The 17,567-nt window shown below is 73.7% G+C and carries 17 protein-coding genes; 3 read left to right on the top strand and 14 right to left on the bottom strand.

Annotated elements, in window-relative coordinates:
- The first annotated feature begins 39 nt into the window (after positions 1–39).
- Positions 40–753, top strand: coding sequence for an LmeA family phospholipid-binding protein (locus ACZ5CW_RS38570; protein WP_468610022.1), 714 nt, complete (start codon positions 40–42; stop codon positions 751–753).
- Here ACZ5CW_RS38570 and ACZ5CW_RS38565 read toward each other — a convergent pair.
- A complete protein-coding gene (locus tag ACZ5CW_RS38565; protein ID WP_468610020.1) occupies positions 743–1,711 on the bottom strand; it encodes a GNAT family N-acetyltransferase in 969 nt (322 codons plus the stop codon). The two genes, ACZ5CW_RS38570 and ACZ5CW_RS38565, sit on opposite strands and share 11 nt — an antisense overlap.
- A gap of 128 nt (positions 1,712–1,839) precedes the next feature.
- Between ACZ5CW_RS38565 and ACZ5CW_RS38560 the strand changes: the two genes are divergently transcribed.
- Positions 1,840–2,397, top strand: a complete 558-nt coding sequence (locus ACZ5CW_RS38560) for a DUF2243 domain-containing protein (protein ID WP_468610018.1) — start codon at positions 1,840–1,842, stop codon at positions 2,395–2,397.
- Entirely contained in the window at positions 2,397–3,236 is an 840-nt protein-coding gene (locus ACZ5CW_RS38555) for a cytochrome c oxidase assembly protein (RefSeq protein ID WP_468610016.1), read from the top strand. Before ACZ5CW_RS38560 ends, ACZ5CW_RS38555 begins: the two co-directional genes overlap by 1 nt.
- Before the next feature lie 192 nt (positions 3,237–3,428).
- Here the strand turns inward: ACZ5CW_RS38555 and ACZ5CW_RS38550 are convergent, their stop codons facing one another.
- From ACZ5CW_RS38550 to ACZ5CW_RS38490, 13 genes are all read right to left on the bottom strand, one after another.
- Entirely contained in the window at positions 3,429–4,361 is a 933-nt protein-coding gene (locus ACZ5CW_RS38550) for an L-tyrosine/L-tryptophan isonitrile synthase family protein (RefSeq protein ID WP_468610014.1), read from the bottom strand.
- Between the two features lie 294 nt (positions 4,362–4,655).
- Positions 4,656–5,909 carry a cytochrome P450 family protein gene (locus tag ACZ5CW_RS38545; RefSeq protein ID WP_468610012.1) on the bottom strand — a complete coding sequence of 418 codons (1,254 nt, stop codon included), beginning with the start codon at positions 5,907–5,909 and terminating at the stop codon, positions 4,656–4,658.
- A 9-nt stretch (positions 5,910–5,918) separates the two neighbouring features.
- Positions 5,919–7,745 (bottom strand): asparagine synthase (glutamine-hydrolyzing), encoded by a 1,827-nt coding sequence (gene asnB, locus ACZ5CW_RS38540; RefSeq protein WP_468610010.1) that lies wholly within the window; start codon positions 7,743–7,745, stop codon positions 5,919–5,921.
- Between the two features lie 14 nt (positions 7,746–7,759).
- Positions 7,760–9,229: an MFS transporter gene (locus ACZ5CW_RS38535; RefSeq protein WP_468610008.1), complete on the bottom strand. Its 1,470-nt coding sequence runs from the start codon at positions 9,227–9,229 to the stop codon at positions 7,760–7,762.
- Positions 9,230–9,252: 23 nt separating this feature from the next.
- Complete coding sequence (locus ACZ5CW_RS38530) at positions 9,253–10,056, bottom strand: ABC transporter ATP-binding protein (protein WP_468610007.1); 804 nt, start codon at positions 10,054–10,056, stop codon at positions 9,253–9,255.
- The gene (locus tag ACZ5CW_RS38525; protein WP_468610091.1) at positions 10,053–11,081 is read right to left on the bottom strand and encodes a FecCD family ABC transporter permease; all 1,029 of its coding nucleotides are present in this window, start codon (positions 11,079–11,081) and stop codon (positions 10,053–10,055) included. The genes ACZ5CW_RS38530 and ACZ5CW_RS38525 overlap by 4 nt, the downstream gene beginning before the upstream one ends.
- A 122-nt stretch (positions 11,082–11,203) precedes the next feature.
- Complete coding sequence (locus tag ACZ5CW_RS38520; RefSeq protein WP_468610005.1) at positions 11,204–12,277, bottom strand: ABC transporter substrate-binding protein; 1,074 nt, start codon at positions 12,275–12,277, stop codon at positions 11,204–11,206.
- A 162-nt stretch (positions 12,278–12,439) separates the two neighbouring features.
- A complete protein-coding gene (locus tag ACZ5CW_RS38515) occupies positions 12,440–13,057 on the bottom strand; it encodes a sigma-70 family RNA polymerase sigma factor (protein WP_468610003.1) in 618 nt (205 codons plus the stop codon).
- A 239-nt stretch (positions 13,058–13,296) separates the two neighbouring features.
- Complete coding sequence (locus ACZ5CW_RS38510; protein ID WP_468610001.1) at positions 13,297–13,974, bottom strand: hypothetical protein; 678 nt, start codon at positions 13,972–13,974, stop codon at positions 13,297–13,299.
- A gap of 196 nt (positions 13,975–14,170) precedes the next feature.
- On the bottom strand, positions 14,171–14,692 hold the full coding sequence (locus tag ACZ5CW_RS38505) for a copper chaperone PCu(A)C (RefSeq protein ID WP_468609999.1): 522 nt from the start codon (positions 14,690–14,692) through the stop codon (positions 14,171–14,173).
- Positions 14,689–17,127: a heavy metal translocating P-type ATPase gene (locus ACZ5CW_RS38500; RefSeq protein WP_468609997.1), complete on the bottom strand. Its 2,439-nt coding sequence runs from the start codon at positions 17,125–17,127 to the stop codon at positions 14,689–14,691. Before ACZ5CW_RS38500 ends, ACZ5CW_RS38505 begins: the two co-directional genes overlap by 4 nt.
- Positions 17,124–17,357, bottom strand: a complete 234-nt coding sequence (locus ACZ5CW_RS38495; RefSeq protein ID WP_468609995.1) for a hypothetical protein — start codon at positions 17,355–17,357, stop codon at positions 17,124–17,126. The genes ACZ5CW_RS38500 and ACZ5CW_RS38495 overlap by 4 nt, the downstream gene beginning before the upstream one ends.
- Positions 17,358–17,473: 116 nt before the next feature.
- Positions 17,474–17,567, bottom strand: a 94-nt coding sequence (locus ACZ5CW_RS38490; RefSeq protein ID WP_468605579.1) for a sigma factor-like helix-turn-helix DNA-binding protein, incomplete at its 5' end; no start/stop codon positions are given.

Below are 17,567 nucleotides of genomic sequence, written 5' to 3'. Positions count from 1 at the left end.
CATGCACGGGTCAAGCACGAGGCAATACGGGGAGCGGTCATGAGGCGTCGCTGGGTCAAGGTCTTGACGATCACGGTCGTGGTGCTGGCCGTACTCTTCACCGTGGCCGACCGGATCTCCGTGCACTATGCCGACAAGGAGGCCGCTCAGCTCGCCAGGGAGAAGTACGGCTACGGCAACACCACCGACGGCCACCTGGACGTCTCGATCAAGGGCTTCCCCTTCCTGACGCAGGCGCTCGGCCAGGACTTCGACCACGTCGTCCTGACGGCCGGTCAGTTCTACGTGGACACCACGACCAACGCGCCGGGCGGTTACCTGCACATCCAGGACCTCCACCTCGACCTGCGCGATGTGACGGTCACGTCCCTGACGGCCCGCAGCGCGGAGGCGAACCTGGCCACCGGCACCCTGACACTGTCGTACAAGGAGCTGTCCGGTGCGGTGACGCGGCTGGCGGGCAACGGCGGGCCCCTCCAGGTGTCCCGGGCCCCGGGGTCGGCCGGCCAGGCCGCGCGCCTCAAGGTCACGGGCACGGTCGACGGGACGGAGCTGAACAGTACGGGCACCCTGCTCGCCCAGGGCACGGAGCTGACCCTGACCGTTCCCGGTGCCGAACGGGCCGCCGCCGTGTGGCGCGTCCAGCTCCCGGAGAACGTCGGATTCAGCGCGGCACGGGCCACGGCGGACGGGGTCCAGATCGACCTGGTCGGTCACCAGGTGAACCTCGGCTCCTCGCGCTTCACGAGGTGAGGCCGCGCGGCGGGGTCGTCGCGGGTCCGGGCGGACGCCGCTCGACGGTGAGCGGCTTGCTGTAGACCGTGGAGCTGCGCTGGACCGTCATGCCGATCCGCTCGTAGAGCGAGAGCGCGCCCGTGTCCGTGTGCGTCCACAGCGTGCAGGTCCGCTTCCCCTGGTGGTAGAAGGTGCGGAACGCCTCCCGCAGCAGCGTACGGGCGATTCCCCGGGTGCGATGGTCGCGTCGTACCGCGACCCGCTCGACGTACCCTTCGTCGCTGCCGGGGACGTCCGAGGACAGCACCACGCCGACCATCCGGCCGTCGGCGAGGGCCACGGGTGAGGCGGCCGGCCGGAACGTGGCACGTTCGACCGTGAGACGGGCCCACTCCTCGTAGGACTTGCGCCGCTGCTGCCACTCGTCGAACGCGTCCTCGGTGACCTGGTACGCCGCTTGTTCGTCACCGGCGCGGAACGGCCGGACCGTGATGCCCGGCGGCGGTTCGGGCACCTCCGGTTCGACCGGCATCGTGATCGCCAGCAGCCACTCGGTGACGAGCGGGACGTATCCACTGGAGCGCAGGAGCGCACTCGCCGCGGGATCGCTGTCGGGAACCGACTGGGACAGCCGGTCGTTCCCCAGCTGCCGGGCCCGCGCCTCGGCCCAGTCCAGGAGCGAACGGCCAAGGCCCCGCCCCCGGTGCCCGGGGTGGACATGCACCCTGGCCCGCCGCCCTCTCACCCAACCCCAGCCGGCCGGTTCCCCCTGCGGGCCGAGCACGAGCACGGTGTCGGGCTTCGGTTCCCGGTCCGGCAGGGCGAGATCGGCGGCGATGTCGTCGAAGCCGGTCACCGCGCGGCCGAGCAGCTCGCGCTCGCACTCGGTGACCAGGCGGTGAACCGCGATCGCGTCGGCCGTGGTGGCCGGCCGGCTCCGGTAACCGACCGGCCACGGCTCGGGGAGATCAGTCATGAGGTGAACCCTGCGCCATTCCGGCTGCCCTGTCGACCTGGTGGATATGGCCGAGGGTGGTACGGCGGCGGGGGCGGGGAACTGGTAGTCCCTCATAGGGACAGCCGACGCCGACGGAGACGAGGGTCATGACAACCAGGGTGAGCGGAACGAGGGCCGAGACCGCGCCGAGTCTTCAGCTGCCGGGGATCGTGCTGGGTGTGGGGCTGGGCGGGTTCGCCGACGGCATCGCACTGCACCAGCTTCTGCGGTGGCACCACATGCTCACCAGCACCGACCACGATCACATCGGCGTGAAGTACTACGACCCGCACACCGTCTCCGGCCTGGAGATGAACACCGTGTGGGACGGAGTCTTCCACACCGTGTGCTGGATCGCCGTTCTCGTCGGCCTGGCGATCCTGTACTCACGGGTGACGACCGACCGGCGCCGGGTGTGGGCCTCACGGGTCCTGTGGGGCTGGATTCTGGCCGGTTGGGGCATTTTCAACCTTGTCGAGGGCATCCTGGACCACCAGATCCTGGGCATCCACCACGTCCGCGGCGGGCCGCACCAGCTGTGGTGGGACATGGGCTTCCTCGCCTTCGGGGCGCTGCTGATCGCGGGCGGCCTGCTGCTCCGGCGCGGTGCACGGCCGGTCGCTCCTACGGCCCCGGGCGACGGACGCACCGGGCGCGGCGCCTGATGCACGGGGGCACACCGCACATGCATCACCCGGCGGACGGCGGCCCGCCGGCGATCCAGGTCCTGCTGTCGTCGCTGGCCCTGCTGGTCTGTGCCGTCGGCTATGTGCTGCTGGCGCGCCGAGCGCGGCAGCGCAACCCGGCACGGTCCTGGAGTCGCTGGCGTGAGGCCGGATTCCTCTCCGGCCTCGTCCTGTTGTCCGTGGCGCTGTCGCCGCCCGTCGCGTCCCTGGCCCACAGCGACTTCCGCGGCCACATGGTCCAGCACATGCTCATCGGGATGTACGCCCCCCTCGCGCTCGTGCTCGGCGCCCCGGTCACCCTCCTGCTGCGCGTCCTTCCCGCGCCTCGCGCCCGCCGTCTGACGGCCGTCCTGCACAGTCGCCCGGCGCGTTGGCTCACTCACCCGGCCGTCGCCCTGCTGCTGTCCACGGGAAGCCTCGCGGTTCTGTACTTCACACCGCTCTTCACCATCGTCATGGCCCACCCGGCCGGACACCGGCTGCTGCACGCGCACTTCCTGCTGTCAGGATGCCTGTTCGCCCATGCCATCGCCGGTACCGACCCCGCCCCGCGCCGCCTCGGCGTGCGCGCCCGGCTGGTCTTCCTCGGCTGCGCCATCGCCGGGCACTCCGTCATGGCGCAGCTGATGTACGGCGGGTTCTGGGTCGACATCCACGCCCCCATCCCCGAGGTCCAGGGGGGCGCGGAGATCATGTACTACGGCGGCGACATCGCCGAACTCCTCCTCGCCGTGGCCCTCGTCGCCACGTGGCGCCCCGCACCTGCCGCCCGCCCCGCCGCGACGGCGTCATCCTCCCGCGGCCCGGCACAGGCATGACGCGCACCCCTCGCCCAACGCCCGGCCGACACGCCCTCCGGTACGAGGAGGAGCAGTTGCTGCCCACGTCGCCGGGACCAGGGTCTGTAGGGCCGTGCCGAACGCCGTGCGCCCGGGGGTTCTTCACCTCTGTTTCGCCGTCCGTCATGGACTTCGCCGATCACCGCGCATGCGGCGGCCCCGGCCCTTCCTTCAACGCTGCCGGAAGTGGCTCGGTCTGCCCTCGACGGTCACCAGCTCGCCGAGTCGCGCGGCACGGGCACGCGGCAGCAGCGTCCACGATCCGTCGGCTCGCTGCACGGCGGCCGAATGCCATGGCGTGGTCCAGACGTCCGGGGCGTCGAGGAGACGCATGCCGAACTTCGCCGCGCCGACCGGCTGGGGATGGATGGACAGGCGGACGGCGGACGGGTGGTGCTCGGCGATCAGGTCGCCCCAGGCGCGGCTGCGCTGGATGACGCCGTACGCCCGCCGTCGGCACGCCCGTTGGAGTGCGGAACGGCTGCCCGGGAAGTCTGCCGTGTCCTCGACGAGGAAGCGCGTGATGCCCCGGTAGAGGGCGCGGGTGTGGTCGTCGGCATGTATCTCCGCGCGCAGGGAGTCGAGCGTGGGGGCGTAGCGCCGCTGGACATGCGCACGTCGGGAGTCGTGCGGGACGTCCCCGAGGACGTCCCGCAGATCGAGGACCGACAGCCTGCCGAGGCCCAGTCTCCTTATGAGGAGGCGCAGTTCGTCGGCGTAGGCGTCGATGTGCGGGTCCGGGACGTGGATGAGGTCGCCGAAGACATGGCCGTCGGAGCAGATGACGATCCGGGCGCCGGGCGGATAGACCCGCTCGATGTCCCTGCACAGCGCGTCCAGAAAGCCGAGGGAGAGGCGTTCGCCCTGGTCAGGGAGGTGACCGAGCACTTTGGCCGGATTGGGTGACTTGCAGGGAAAACCGGGGAGCGTGAAGACGACGGGGGCGTCGTCGCGTACGAAGCGGGCGATGCGGCGCAGTTGAAGGGGGAACGCCTCCGCGCGGGCGGTGGTCCGGTCGGTGGTGCGGTGGTGGGGCAGGAGCAGGTTCAGGACGGCGGCGCCGATGCGTGCGGGGCGGGTGTCCTGCGGGGTCGTGAGGGGCATGGCGGATCTCCTGGTGGCGTGGGGGCATGACGGCATGACGGCATGGCGCCGCGGCGGATGTGGCCGGGCGCCGTCGCTTCTTCGGCGTGCGCTTCCTGTGCGTGCGCACCTCTTGGCGGACCCGCTTCCTGGCGTGCGCACCTCCAGGCGTGCGCTCTTCCTGGCGTGCGCGCCTTGGGCAGGCGCGTTTCCCGGGCGGGCGGCCGGGGCGGGTGTCGTGCTGCCCTGGTGGTCCGGTCGGCCGGGTCCGGCTGTGGTGCTTGCCCGCGTGGGCCCGTCAGCCGGCCGGCGGTGTCAGAGGCGTCGGTCGTAGCCGACCGGCAGGTGGTTCGTGCCGCGGCCGAGGACCGCCGGGATCCACTCGATGTCCTCGTCACCGATGGCCAGGTGCAGACCGGGCAACCGGGCGAGGAGGGTGCCGAGGGCGATCTGGAGTTCGGCGCGGGCGAGGGCGGCGCCCGGGCAGAAGTGGATGCCGTGCCCGAAGGCGAGGTGCGGGTTGGGGCTGCGGTCGAGATCGAGGGTGTCGGGATCGGGGAAACGGCGCGGATCGCGGTTGGCGGCGCACAGGGAGACGATCACGGAGTCCCCGGCCGGAACCTCGGTGCCGTGCAGGTCGCTGTCCTGGGCGAAGAAGCGCCAGGTGGTGAGTTCGAACGCGCTGTCGTGACGCAGGAGTTCCTCCACCGCGCGGGGCAGCAGAGCCGGGTCGTCGCGCAGCCGGACGAGCTGGTCCGGGTGGCGGAAGAGGGCGATCAGCGCGGTGGTGAGCTGGTTGGTGACCGGTTCCTGACCGGCGACGAGGAGCTGGAAGATCATCGAGTCCAGCTCCTGCTGGGACAGTTCACGCCGGTCGCGGGCGACGACGAGCCGGCTGAGCAGGTCGTCCTCCCCGTGGGCGGACTTGTGGGCGACGACGTCGGCGATGTAGCTCTGCAGTCCGTGCAGCCGCGCCTCGTACAAGGGGCGTCCCGGGTCGGTGGGGCCGACCGGCTGGACGACCTTGCCCCAGTCGCGGTCGAAGCGGGCGGCCAGGTCCGCCGGGAGGCCGATCACCTCGGCGAGCACCCGGAAGGGGAAGTGCGCGGCGAAGCCGCCGACGAGGTCGGCGGGCCCGGTCTCCGGCAGGCCGTCGACGAGCTGGTCGGCCAGTTCCTGGAAGCGGGGACGGAGTTGTTCGACCCGGCGCGGGGTGAAGGCGTCGGTGACGTAGCGCCGCATGCGCGTGTGCTTCGGCGGGTCCTGGTGGAGGAGGTGGACCTGGAGCTGTGAGTGCTGCGGCTCGGGCATGATGGAGGCGCGGGCGCGCCAGCGGTCGTTGCCCCGGTCGTGGTTCTTGCCGAGCCGGTCGTCGCCCAGGGCGGCGTGCGCGGCGTCGTACCCGGTGACGAGCCAGGCCTGTACGCCACTGGGGAACAGGACGCGGTGGACGGGTCCCCGCTCGCGCATCCGCTCGTACAGGGGGTAGGGGTTGCTCTTGTAGGGGCAGCCCAGCAGGGGGACGGGGTCGGGGAGTTCCTTCTCCGACAGTGGCTCACGGGTGGTCAACGGGTCTCCTCAGAGGCTGAGTTCGGGCTGGTGGTGGTCCAGCCACAGGGCGAGGTCCACGACGCGTTCGAGACGCAGGCGGTGGCCCCACCGCAGTCGGTCGGGGGGAGTGTCGAGGCAGGGCTTGAGGCGGGTCTCGTCGGCCAGTGCGCGGACCTGGGCGGTGGCCAGGGCGGCGCGGGCCATGTCCTGCAGGCCGCGGTTGTAGTCGGGGTGGTGGGTGGCCGGGTAGTGGTTCTTGGGCCGCAGGAGGACCGAGTCGGGGGCGAGTCCCGCGCCCATGGCCCGCAGCAGGCTCTTCTCCCGGCCGTCGAAGCTCTTCAGCGACCAGGGGACGTTGAAGACGTACTCGACCAGCCGGTGGTCGCAGTAGGGCACACGCACCTCCAGCCCCTGCGCCATGCTCAACCGGTCCTTGCGGTGCAGGAGCTGGCGCAGCCAGCGGGTCAGGGACAGGTGCTGCATCTCGCGCTGCCGGTGCTCGGCGGGGCTCTCGCCGTCCAGGTGGGGGACGGCGGCGAGGGCACTGCGATAGGTGTCGTCGCGGAACTCGGCGATGCGCAGGTCCAGTTCGGGGTTGAGGGGCATGGCGGCCTCGTCGCCCGTCACCAGCAGCCAGGGAAAGGTGCCGGCGGCCAGCGCCTCGGGGTTGTGGAACCAGGGGTAGCCGCCGAACACCTCGTCCGCCGCCTCGCCGGACAGAGCGACCGTCGAGTGCCGGCGGATCTCGCCGAACAGCAGGTAGAGCGAGGTGTCCATGTCGCCGACGCCGATCGGCGAGTCCCGGGCCACGACGACCGCCTTGCGGTGCTCGGGGTCGAGCAGGGCGCGCGGGTCGAGGACGACCGTGCTGTGGTCGGAGCCGATGAACGCGCCCGCTTCGACGGCGTACGGGGTGTCGTGCCCCGTACGCAGTTCGTCCCCCCGGAACCGCGTCGCCTGGTCGCTGTAGTCGACCGCGTACGAGCGGATCCGGGCGTCCGGGCCTTCGCGCAGCCGGAGTTCGTCGGCGAGCAGAGCGGTCAGCACGGTGGAGTCGATGCCGCCGGACAGCAGGCTGCACAGGGGCACGTCGGCCTCCAGCCGGCCGCGTGCCGCGGCGCCGACCAGGTCCCGGACCCGGTCCACGGTCGTGGTCCGGTCGTCGGTGTGCGGTGCGGCCTCCAGCTGCCAGTAGCGGCGCTCGCGCACGCCGTCCCGGTCCAGGACCAGCAGCCCGCCGGGCTGCACCTCCCGCACTCCCGTCCACACCGTCGGCCCGGTGTTGAACAGCAGGCTGTACGCCTCCCGCAGCCCGTCGGCGTCCACCCGCGGCCGTATCTCCGGGTGGGCGAACAGCGCCTTCGGCTCCGAGGCGAAGGCCAGCCCGCCCGCCACCCGCGCCCAGAAGAGGGGCTTGACCCCGAGCCGGTCCCGCACCAGCACCAGACGCCCGGCACGCTCGTCCCACACGGCGAAGGCGAACATGCCGTCCAGGTGCTCGGCCACCGCCTCGCCCCACTCCGCGTAGCCGCGCAGCACCACCTCCGTGTCGCTTCGGGTGCGGAAGTGGTGCCCGCGGGCGCGCAGTCGGGCCCGTAGGTCGTGGTGGTTGTAGATCTCGCCGCTGTAGGCGAGGACGAGGGCCGGTTCGTCGGGCCGGTCCGTCATGGGCTGGGCGCCGCCCTCGAGGTCGATGACGGCCAGCCGGCGGTGACCGATCGCGGCCCGCTCGCCGAGCCAGACGCCGCCGGCGTCCGGCCCGCGGGGCGTGAGCGTGGCGGTCATGGCCTCGATGACCGGGACCTGGGGGCGGGCGTCGCCGTGGAAGGACGCCCAGCCGGTGATTCCGCACATGGGGAACTCCTGGGTCAGTGGGGGACGGTGTCGGTGGTGTCGCCGGTCACGGTGGCGTGGCGTCCGCCGGATCGCGCGAGCAGGGGCACGGCCAGGCATGCGGCGACGGCCGCCAGGGCGAGCGCGGCGGATGCGCCGTGGGCGGGTCCGGCGAGGCCCCAGACCGTGGTGGCGAGGGCGGGGCCGAGGGCGAAGCCGAGGCTGCGGGCGAGCTGCACGGTGGAGCCGACAGCGGCGATCCGGTCCGGTGGGGCCGCGCCCATGACCAGCGCCTGGGTGGGGCCGCCGTTCAGGCCCATGCCGATGCCGGCCAGTCCGAGCCGCCAGGCCACCTCCCACGGGGACCAGCCCTCGCCCAGCGGGAACAGCAGAAGCAGTCCGGCCGCGGTGAGCGCGGCGCCGGTGACGGCCACCGGCCGGGCGCCGCCGAGTGATCCCGTGCCGGCGCGGGGCCGGGCGGGGCGGAGGTCGGCGAGGCGTCCGCCGAGGGGCCCCGCAAGGCCCATGCCGAGCGGGAACGCGAGCACCGTCAGCCCTGTCGTGGTCGCGCTGAAGCCGCCGTCGCGCTGGAGGTGCAGGGCGACGACGTAGTGCATGGCGGCGAAGCCCGCGGCCAGCGCCAGTACCGCGCCGTGCGCCCGCAGCAGCCCCCGGGCGCGCAGCATGCCGACGAGCGGCCGGGTGCCCGGGCCGCGCGCCCACCACCACAGGGGCGGGAGGGCGGCGACGCCGAGCACCAGCCGGACCGGGTCGTGCGCCCCCAGGGTCAGCGCCAGCAGGAGCAGCGCCACCGCGGCCGCCCCGCAGCCGGCCTCCGCCAGGGACCGCCGGTCGTACGGGCCCGGCCTGCCCCCGTGTCGCGGTGTGCCGACCGCCTGCGGTCCGCCCTCCCCCGCCGTCGGCCTTCGCACCGACGGGATCGCCATCAGCGCCAGGGCGAGCGCGCAGAAGGGGAGTTTGACCAGGAAGACGGAGCGCCAGCCCAGGTGGTCGAGCAGCAGCCCGCCCACGGCCGGTCCGATCACCGCGCCGAGCGGCCCGAGGGTGGCCGGCACGCTCATCGCCCGCCCGCGCAGCTCCGGCCGCACCGAGCGGATCGCCAGCACCGGCATCAGCACGAAGAGCACGGCCCCGAAGGCGCCCTGCGCGAGGCGGGCGGTGATCAGCCAGGCCGCGCCGGGGGCGGCGGCGGCCAGCGCGCTGCACAGTGCGAAGCCCGCCGTCGCCGCCGGCACGGCGGTCCGTGTCCCCACCCCGTCCAGCCAGTGTGCCGCGGGCAACAGCAGGGCGACGACCGGGAGCTGGTAGGCCAGTACCGCCCACTGGGCGGTCGCGGCGGGCACCCGCAGTGCCTCGGCGATGTCCGCGAGGGCCACGTTCACGATGTTCATGTCGAGCATCGCCACGAACGACAGCAGGCCCGCCACGGCCACCTGCGGCCAGTTGTTCCCGCCGGCGGGCGGGTGACCGGGCTGTCCCGTCACGGGACTGTGCCGGTGCGGTCTCCTCAACACGGTGACGGTGCCTCGCACTTCGCGTCGGCCGGTGCGCGGTGGTCGAACGCGATCAGCGGGTCGCCGGTGAGCGGGTGGTCGACCACGGCCGCCCGTACCCCGAACACCTCCGCCAGCAGCGCCGGCGTGAGGACGTCGCGCGGTGCCCCGGAGGCGACCACGGAGCCCGCGTGCAGGACGTGCAGCCGGTCGCACACGGAGGCCGCGGCGTTGAGGTCGTGCAGCGAGACCAGTGTCGTACGACGCTGGGCGCGCAGCAGGGCGAGAAGGTCGACCTGGTGGCGGATGTCGAGGTGGTTGGTCGGCTCGTCCAGCACCAGCACGTCCGGGGCTTGCGCGAACGCGCGGGCCAGCAGGACGCGTTGGCGTTCGCCTCCGGACAGGGCCGTGAACCGCCGCGCCGCGTGGCCGGCCATGCCGACGTCGGCGAGGGCGCGCGCGACGACGTCCCGGTCGGTGGCGTCCTCGCCCGCGAACGCCCGCTTGTAGGGCGTCCGGCCCATGGCGACGACCTCGCGCACCGACAGTTCGAAGTCGCTCCCGCGTTCCTGCGGCAGGGCCGCGACGTGCCGGGCGGAGCGGGCCGGGGCCAGCTCGCGGATGTCGGTGCCGGCCAGCAGGACCCGGCCCGCCGAGGGCTTCAGGTGCCGGTAGACCGTGCGCAGCAGGCTGGACTTGCCGCTGCCGTTCGGGCCGACCAGGCCGGTGATCTCGCCCTCGGCCGCCACCAGGTGCGCGGCCGCCACGACCGTACGTCCCGCGTAGGCGACGTGCAGGTTCTCGATGTCGATCCTCAACTCGTGCTCCCCAGGCGTCGGTCCAGCAGGTACAACAGGACCGGCGCCCCCAGCAGGGACGTCACCACGCCGACCGGCAGCTCCTGGGTGTCCATGGCGGTACGGCAGACGAGGTCGACCACGACCAGCAGCAGGGCTCCGGCCAGTGCGGAGAGGGGCAGCAGGCGCCGGTGGTCGCCGCCGACCAGCAGCCGGCACACGTGCGGCACCATCAGCGCGACGAACGCGATCGCACCGGAGACGGCCACCAGGACGCCGGTGAGCACGCTGGTCACCGCGAACAGCTCGCGGCGCAGCCGGGTGACGTCGACGCCGAGCCCGGCCGCCGTCTCGTCGCCCATCAGCAGGGCGTTCAGGCCACGGGCGCGGGCCTGCAGCCACAGCCAGGCGCCGGGTACCGCGAGGGCGGGGAGCACGAGCAGGCGCCAGTCGGCACCGCTCAGGCTGCCCATCAGCCAGAACAGCACGCTGTGGGTCTGCTGTTCGTCGCCCGCCTGCAGCACCAGGTAGCTGGTGAAGCCGGACAGGAACTGGCCGACGGCGACCCCGGCCAGCACGAGGCGCAGCGGCGCGAAGCCTCCGCCGCGCCGGGCCACCGCCCACACCAGTGCGAAGGTGCCCAGCGCTCCCGCGAACGCCGCGCCGGACAGCCCCAGTCCCAGGGCTCCGCCCGCGCCCAGGCCGAGCACGATGGCGGCGACGGCGCCGAGGGAGGCGCCGTTGGAGATGCCCAGCAGATAGGGGTCGGCGAGCGGGTTGCGCACCAGCGCCTGCACCGCCGTGCCCACCAGGCCGAGCCCGGCGCCGACGAGGGCGGCGAGCAGTGCCCGGGGTACCCGGAGCTGCCAGACGATCAGGTCGTCCGTGCCGGTCCGCGGAGCCTCGCCGCTCAGCCGGCGCCAGACCACGCTCCACACCTCGGCGGGCGGGATGGACGTGGACCCCCGGGCCACGGCCGCCGTGAGCGCCACCAGGAGTGCCGCGCCCAGACCGAGGGCGAGTACCGCGGCGCGCGGACCGCGCACGTCCTCGGCGGCGACGGTCTCCTTGTCGCGCCGCGGGAGCCTGCGCTTCCTGCCCGCCGGGACCGTGCCCTCCCCTTGCGGCGTGTCCGCGCCTTTGCGGCGTGCCAGGTCGGCGCGCACGGCTACTTGACCTTGCCGGGGTAGAGGGTCTTGGCGATCTCGCGGACCGTGTCGGCGTTCGCCACGCCGGCGATGGTGGTCCGCTCGGAGCCGAGACGCAGGAAGTGGCCCTCCTCGACCGCCTTCAGGCCTTTGGTGGCGGCGTTGCTCCGCAGCCACTGCTCGGCCTCGTCGAACGCCTTCTCGTTCGCCGCCGCACTCCCCCGGTCGCGCACCCCGAGCTGGATCCAGTCGGGGTTCTCGGCGATGACGTCCTCCCAGCCGACCTGCTTGTGGTCGCCGTCGCAGTCGGCGAAGGCGTTGCGGGCGCCGGCCAGGGTGATCACGGCGTTGGCGATCTGGCGGTTGCAGACGACGGTGGGCTGCTTGGTGCCGGCGTCGTAGTCGAAGAAGAAGTACGTCGGCCGCGCGCTCTGGGGTGTACCGCCGACCGCCTCGCGGACCGCCTCGACCTTCCGCCGCATGCCGGCGACGAGGTGCTCGGCCCGCGTGCTCGTGCCGGTGACGGCGCCGAGGGAGGTGATGTCGGCCTCGACCGCCGACAGATCGGTGACCGGCTTCTCGCTCTGCGCGGCGCAGGCGGTGGACTTGAGGAAGACGTGTCTGATCCCGGCCGCCTCGAACTCCTCCTCGGTCGGCGCGCCGCCCATCCCGCCGCCGCCCATGCCGCTCATGGCAGCGAAGGTGTCGATGTAGAGGTCGGCGCCGGAGCCGAGCAGTTTCTCCTTGGGGATGACGTTCTGGCTGAGCACCTTCACCTGCTGTGCCCGCGCGTCCAGCGCGCCGGGCAGGGTGCCCTTGCCGGGCGGGAACCCGGTGCCGACCACCTTGTCCCCGGCGCCCAGACGCAACAGCAGTTCCAGGCTGGAGGCGTTGCTGGTGACGATCTTCCGGGGAGCCTTCGAGAAGGTGGTCCGGGCGCCGGCGCAGTCGGTGACGGTCACCGGGTAGGCACCGGAGACGGACGCCCCCGTGCCGTCGTCCGCCGCGTCCTCCTTCGTACCGCCGCCGCAGCCCGCGGCCAGCAGGCCGCCCAGTACGACGGCCGCCGTACCGCCCCACACACGAGAACGCATCGAACAACTCCCGGAATCCACTCGGTACGCGGGCGAACCTCCGTCACCCGGTCCAGTAGTCGGGGCGCAGCCGCCGGGAGTTCCCGCGCGCCGGCGATCCGGCTCGGGGTGGCGGCGCCGGCGTGCGGCGGGCGCCGCCACCCTCCCCTGATGTGCGACGGCTCAGGCCGCCAGCGCGGCGGGGGGCTGCTCCGCCGCGGCGAGCAGGTCCATCAGGGCCGCCCGGGCACGGGCCACGCGGGAGCGGACGGTGCCGACGGGGCAGTCGCTGAGCCTGGCCGCCTCGGCGTAGGGCAGGCCGAGCAGTTGGGTGAGGACGAACGCCTCCCGGCGCTCGTCGGGCAGACAGGCCAGCAGGTCCAGCAGGGCGACGCCGTCGTCGAACCCGGGCAGGCCCCGCGGCTGTGCCGACTCGACCGCCAGTTGCCAGTCCGGCACGTCGGACAGCTTGGGCCGGGCGGCCGCGTGGCGGTAGCTGTCGATCACCGCGCGGCGGGCGATGGACAGCAGCCAGGCGCGTGCCGAGGAACGGCCCTCGAAGCGGTGCAGGCTGCCGAGGGCGCGCAGGAAGGTGTCCTGGGCCAGGTCGTCGACGGCCTGGGGATCGGTGCACAGGTGGGCGACGTAGCGCTGGACGTCGCGGTGCAGGGCACGGACGAAGTGCTCGACCGCGTCGGGGTCGCCGCCGCGGGCGGCCAGCGCCCAGGCGGTTATCGACTCGTCGGCGGATGCCGTCCGGTCGTACGCGGTCCGCGCTGCGGGCAGGACAGGAGTGATCACCTGGTGTCCTTCTCGGGTCAACCGTGACCGGGCCGGGGCACACGTGAGCGCGGGCGGTCCGGTGAATGAGGAGACGGCCCTACGACGCGCGGCGCGGCGGCGCGCAGCCGCCACGGCACCGCCGGAGCACCGGGTCCGGCGCTACGGGAGTGTCAGGGCGTGGTGACGCCACGGCAGGCGCGCGGTCGTACGACCGTGGCCCGAGGCGCACAGGGGCGGCCCCGGGATACCGGCTGTCTTCAGACGACAGCGGTCCCCACGGGCGGCCCGCGCGAGGTGATCGCGTGGATGAGCAGATCGAGGGTCGGCACCCGGTCCGAGCGGGGCCGGCGCGGCCCGGGGTCCGGCCGGGCGCCGGCGACGGGCAGGGCCAGCAGCAGCCGCAGCGGCGCGGCCAGCCTTCCGGCCACGGCCCGCAGGATGCGGAAGGCGGCCTTCTCGCCGTACGCCAGCCAGAGGCCGGTGAGGAGCGCGGCCAGCAGGTGAGCGGCCGGCATCCCGTACGAGGAGCCGCCTCCCATGGCGTGCCCCACGTCGTGCATGTGTCCCATGCCCATGTGGGCCATGCCCATGTGCCCCATGTCCATGGAGTCCATCGGCATCGATCCCATGTCCATGGACATGGCCGCGTGCCCGGACGCGCTGGACGTGGTGCCGTCGGACACCGACTGGGCCAGGGAGAACGCCGAGTGCAGCGCGGTCTGGGCGGCGACCACGAGCGGGACGATCAGCGCCGGTCCCCGCTCACGGCCCGTCAGGCACCAGCCCGCGCCGCCGGTCGCGGCGAGGCCGGCGGCCAGCGCCCACGCGGGTACGTCCCGGCCGGACATCATGACGTGGCCCAGGGCGGCGAGCACGACACAGACGGCCGCGAACACCGCGGCCCGTACCGTGCGCGAGCACCACCCTGCTGTCATGGCGCCCCATCCTCCCATCCCGGCCCCGGTCGTCATGCGGAGGTACGGAAACTTCCCCTGCCCCGCACTCATGCGCGCCGCGGTGATACAAGTCACGGCCACAGCCCGGGAACTGAGCGGGACCCACATCCGACATCTGCGGGAGGAGGGCCCTGGCGAGTGGTCGTTTCCGAGGCGGCACGGACCCGCGGAGCGCTCAGGACGCACGGTCGCCCGGACGGACCACGACCGCCAGAACTCCGACCGGGCCGCTGTGTTCGAAGTGCAGGGTGAAGGGCACGAGGTCGCCCGCCCGCCATCCGCGCTTCGCCCGCAGCGTCACGGCCGTTCCGCGCGGCGACATGGCCACCGCGCCGCCGGCGGGGACGCGGATCGACCCCACGTCGTCCCGGTAGGCGGCCGCCCGGCCGCTCATCCGGTGCCGGCTGAGACCGAGGTCCCCGCCGGTGCCGGTGGACGTCACCCCGACCAGCCGGTCGTCCGCGCCGCCGGTGTTGGAGACGAGGAAGTAGGCGGCCGTCTCCGCGGTGTCGCCGTAGGGCAGGAGGACCCGGCCGGACGTGACGGCGATCCGGGCCGGCCGGCCCGCCTTGCCCGCCGTCACCCAGGTGGTCAGGCATGCCAGCGCGATGGCGCAGGCGGCGACGGGTACGAGGGCGGCGAGCAGCGCGTCGGCCGCCCGGCGGCGCGTCGGGCGCCATGACGTGCGGGTGGTCACAGGGCGGCCTTCCGGGGGCGGGGCGACGGCTGCCAGGCGCGCAGGCGCAGGCTGTGGCCGACGACGAGCAGGGAACTGGCGGACATGGCCGCCGCGGCGAGCATCGGTGTGAGCAGACCGGTCATGGCGAGCGGTACGGTGACGGCGTTGTAGCCGAAGGCCCACCCGAGGTTGACGCGGATCGTGCCGAGCGTGCGCCGGGCCAGCCGTACCGCGTCCGCGAGGGCGTCGATGTCCCCGCGTACGAGGGTCACGTCGGCGGCGCCGATCGCGACGTCCGTGCCGCCGCCCAGGGCGATGCCGAGGTCGGCACCGGCCAGGGCGGCGGCGTCGTTGACGCCGTCACCGACGACCGCCACGCGGCAGCCCTGCTCCTGCAGGGTGCGGACCAGTTCCGCCTTGCCCTCGGGCGTGCAGCGGGCGTGCACCTCCTCGATCCCGAGAGCCGTCGCGACGGCTGCGGCGGGCCCCTCCCGGTCTCCGGTGGCGAGCACCGGCCGTATGCCCAGGCGCCGCAACCGGTCCACGGCCCGGTAGCTGCCGGAGCGTACGACGTCTCCGGCCTCGATCAGGGCCTCGGCCACGCCGTCCACACGGACGAGGACGGGCGTGTGGCCGGCGCTGTCGGCGGCGCGCAGCGCGTCGGCGAGTACGGCGGGCAGTTCCCCTTCCGGAGCGACGACTTCGACGAGCCGCCCCTCGACCCGACCCCGTACGCCGTGCCCCGCCACGGCCCGGAATCCCGTCACCTCAGGCACCGCGACGCCCTGTTCGACCACAGCGGCATCCGCGTCTTCCCGCGCGCCGGGACCGAGATCGCGCACGCCGAGAGCCGATTCACCCCTCGGTCCGGAACCGCGCTCACCCGCGCCGAATCCCCTCTCCTTCCCCCGCCCGCGACCGCGTTCGCCCGTGTCGGGTGCCGGTTGCGTCCCCGGACCGGGTGGGCTCGGGCGGGGGTGTGCGGCGATCGCGCGGCCCAGGGGGTGTTCCGAGCCCCGTTCGACCGCCGCCGCGAGCCGTAGCACGGTCTCCTGGCCGAGTCCGCCCGGTACGGCGGTCACCCCGGTCACGGTCATACGGCCCGTGGTGAGGGTGCCGGTCTTGTCGAGGACGACCGCGTCCACGTGCCGAAGTCCCTCCAGGGCCTGCGGGCCGGTGACGAGGACGCCCAGCTGCGCGCCCCGGCCCGTCGCGGCCATCAGCGCGGTCGGGGTCGCCAGCCCGAGCGCACAGGGGCAGGCCACGACCAGCACGGCCACGCACGCGGTGACGGCCGCCTGCGGATCGGCCCCGGCACCCAGCCAGAACCCCAGGGTCGTGACGGCCAGCGCCAGCACCACCGGCACGAAGACACCGGCCACCGCGTCGGCGAGCCGCTGCGCCCGCGCCTTGCCGGCCTGCGCCTCGGTCACCAGCCGGGTGATGTGGGCGAGTCGGGTGTCGGCGCCGACCGCGGTGGCCCGTACGAGCAGCAGTCCGCCGCAGTTGACCGCGCCGCCGACCACGGATGCGCCCGGACCGACCTCGACGGGCTCGCTCTCCCCGGTCACGAGGGAGAGGTCCACCGCGGAACCGCCCTCCGTCACCTCCCCGTCGGTGGCGACCCGCTCGCCGGGACGCACGACGAAGACCTGTCCGACTCCCAGCTCCTCGACCGGCACGAGCCGTTCGGCGTCCCCCTCCCGGATCGCCACCTCCTTGGCCGCGAGCCGGGCGAGCGAGCGCAGCGCGGCGCCGGTGCCGCTGCGGGCCCGCGCCTCCAGGAAGCGGCCCGCCAGCACGAACAGGGGGACGCCGACGGCCGCTTCGAGGTAGAGGTGCGCCGCGCCCTCCGGCGCGGACGGGACCAGGCTGAACGGCATCCGCATCCCGGGTTCTCCGGCTCCGCCGCGGAACAGCGCGTACGCCGACCAGGAGAAGGAGGCCGCCACTCCGAGCGACACCAGCGTGTCCATGGTCGCGGCCGAATGCCTCAGCCCCCGTACCGCGCGTACGTGGAAGGGCCAGGCTCCCCAGACGGCGACGGGCGCGGCGAGGACGAAGCAGAGCCACTGCCAGTTCCGGAACTGCCAGGACGGCACCATCGAGAGCGCCAGCACCGGCACCGCCAGGAGTGCGGTGATCAGCAGCCGGTGCCGTTCCCGCACGGCGGCGGTCGCATCCTCGTCGCCGTCGTCCTCGCGGCGCCGTCCGCTCACCGGTGCGGGCAGGGTGGCGGTGTATCCGGCCTTCTCGACGGTCTCGACGAGTTCGGCGGGTGTGATCCGCGGGGGGTGGTTCACCCGGGCGCGTCCGGTGGCCAGATTCACGGTCGCCGTGACGCCGTCGAGCCTGCCGAGCTTCTTCTCGACGCGCCGCACGCAGGCCGCGCAGGTCATGCCGCCGATGGCCAGGTCGGTCGTCACCAGGGGCGCTGCCGCCATGCCCGTCATCGCGCCGCCCCGTGCATGCCGCCCATGTCCGTGCCGCCGTCGCCGTCGCCTTCCCGGCCGGCTCCGCTGCCGTGCATGCCGGGCGCGACCGGGCCGGCGGCGGCACCGACGGCGTACGCCACGGCGAACAGCGCCGCCAGCAGCAGGAGGAAGCCGCAGAGCGCGGGCGGCGGTACGGGCTTGCGCCCCATGCCGCCCGCGCCCGAGGAGGTGTGCCGGGACTCGTCCATCAACCGCGTCTCCTGGTCGTGTCGTGCGGCGTCGGCCGGATCGCGCCGCAACGTCTCAGGAGTCGGGTCGGGCAGAGGTCGAGTTCCAGGCGGTCACTGTGGTGCCGGTCACCACGTCAGCGGGTGGTCAGCAGGCCTTCCCTGAGTCGCTTGAGGGTGCGGGAGAGCAGTCGTGACACATGCATCTGGGAGACCCCCAGACGCTCGCCG

The organism is Streptomyces sp. NPDC031379 (assembly GCF_055569615.1).
Note: the sequence above shows the minus strand (reverse complement) of the source record. Positions and strands in the feature narration are given on the sequence as shown.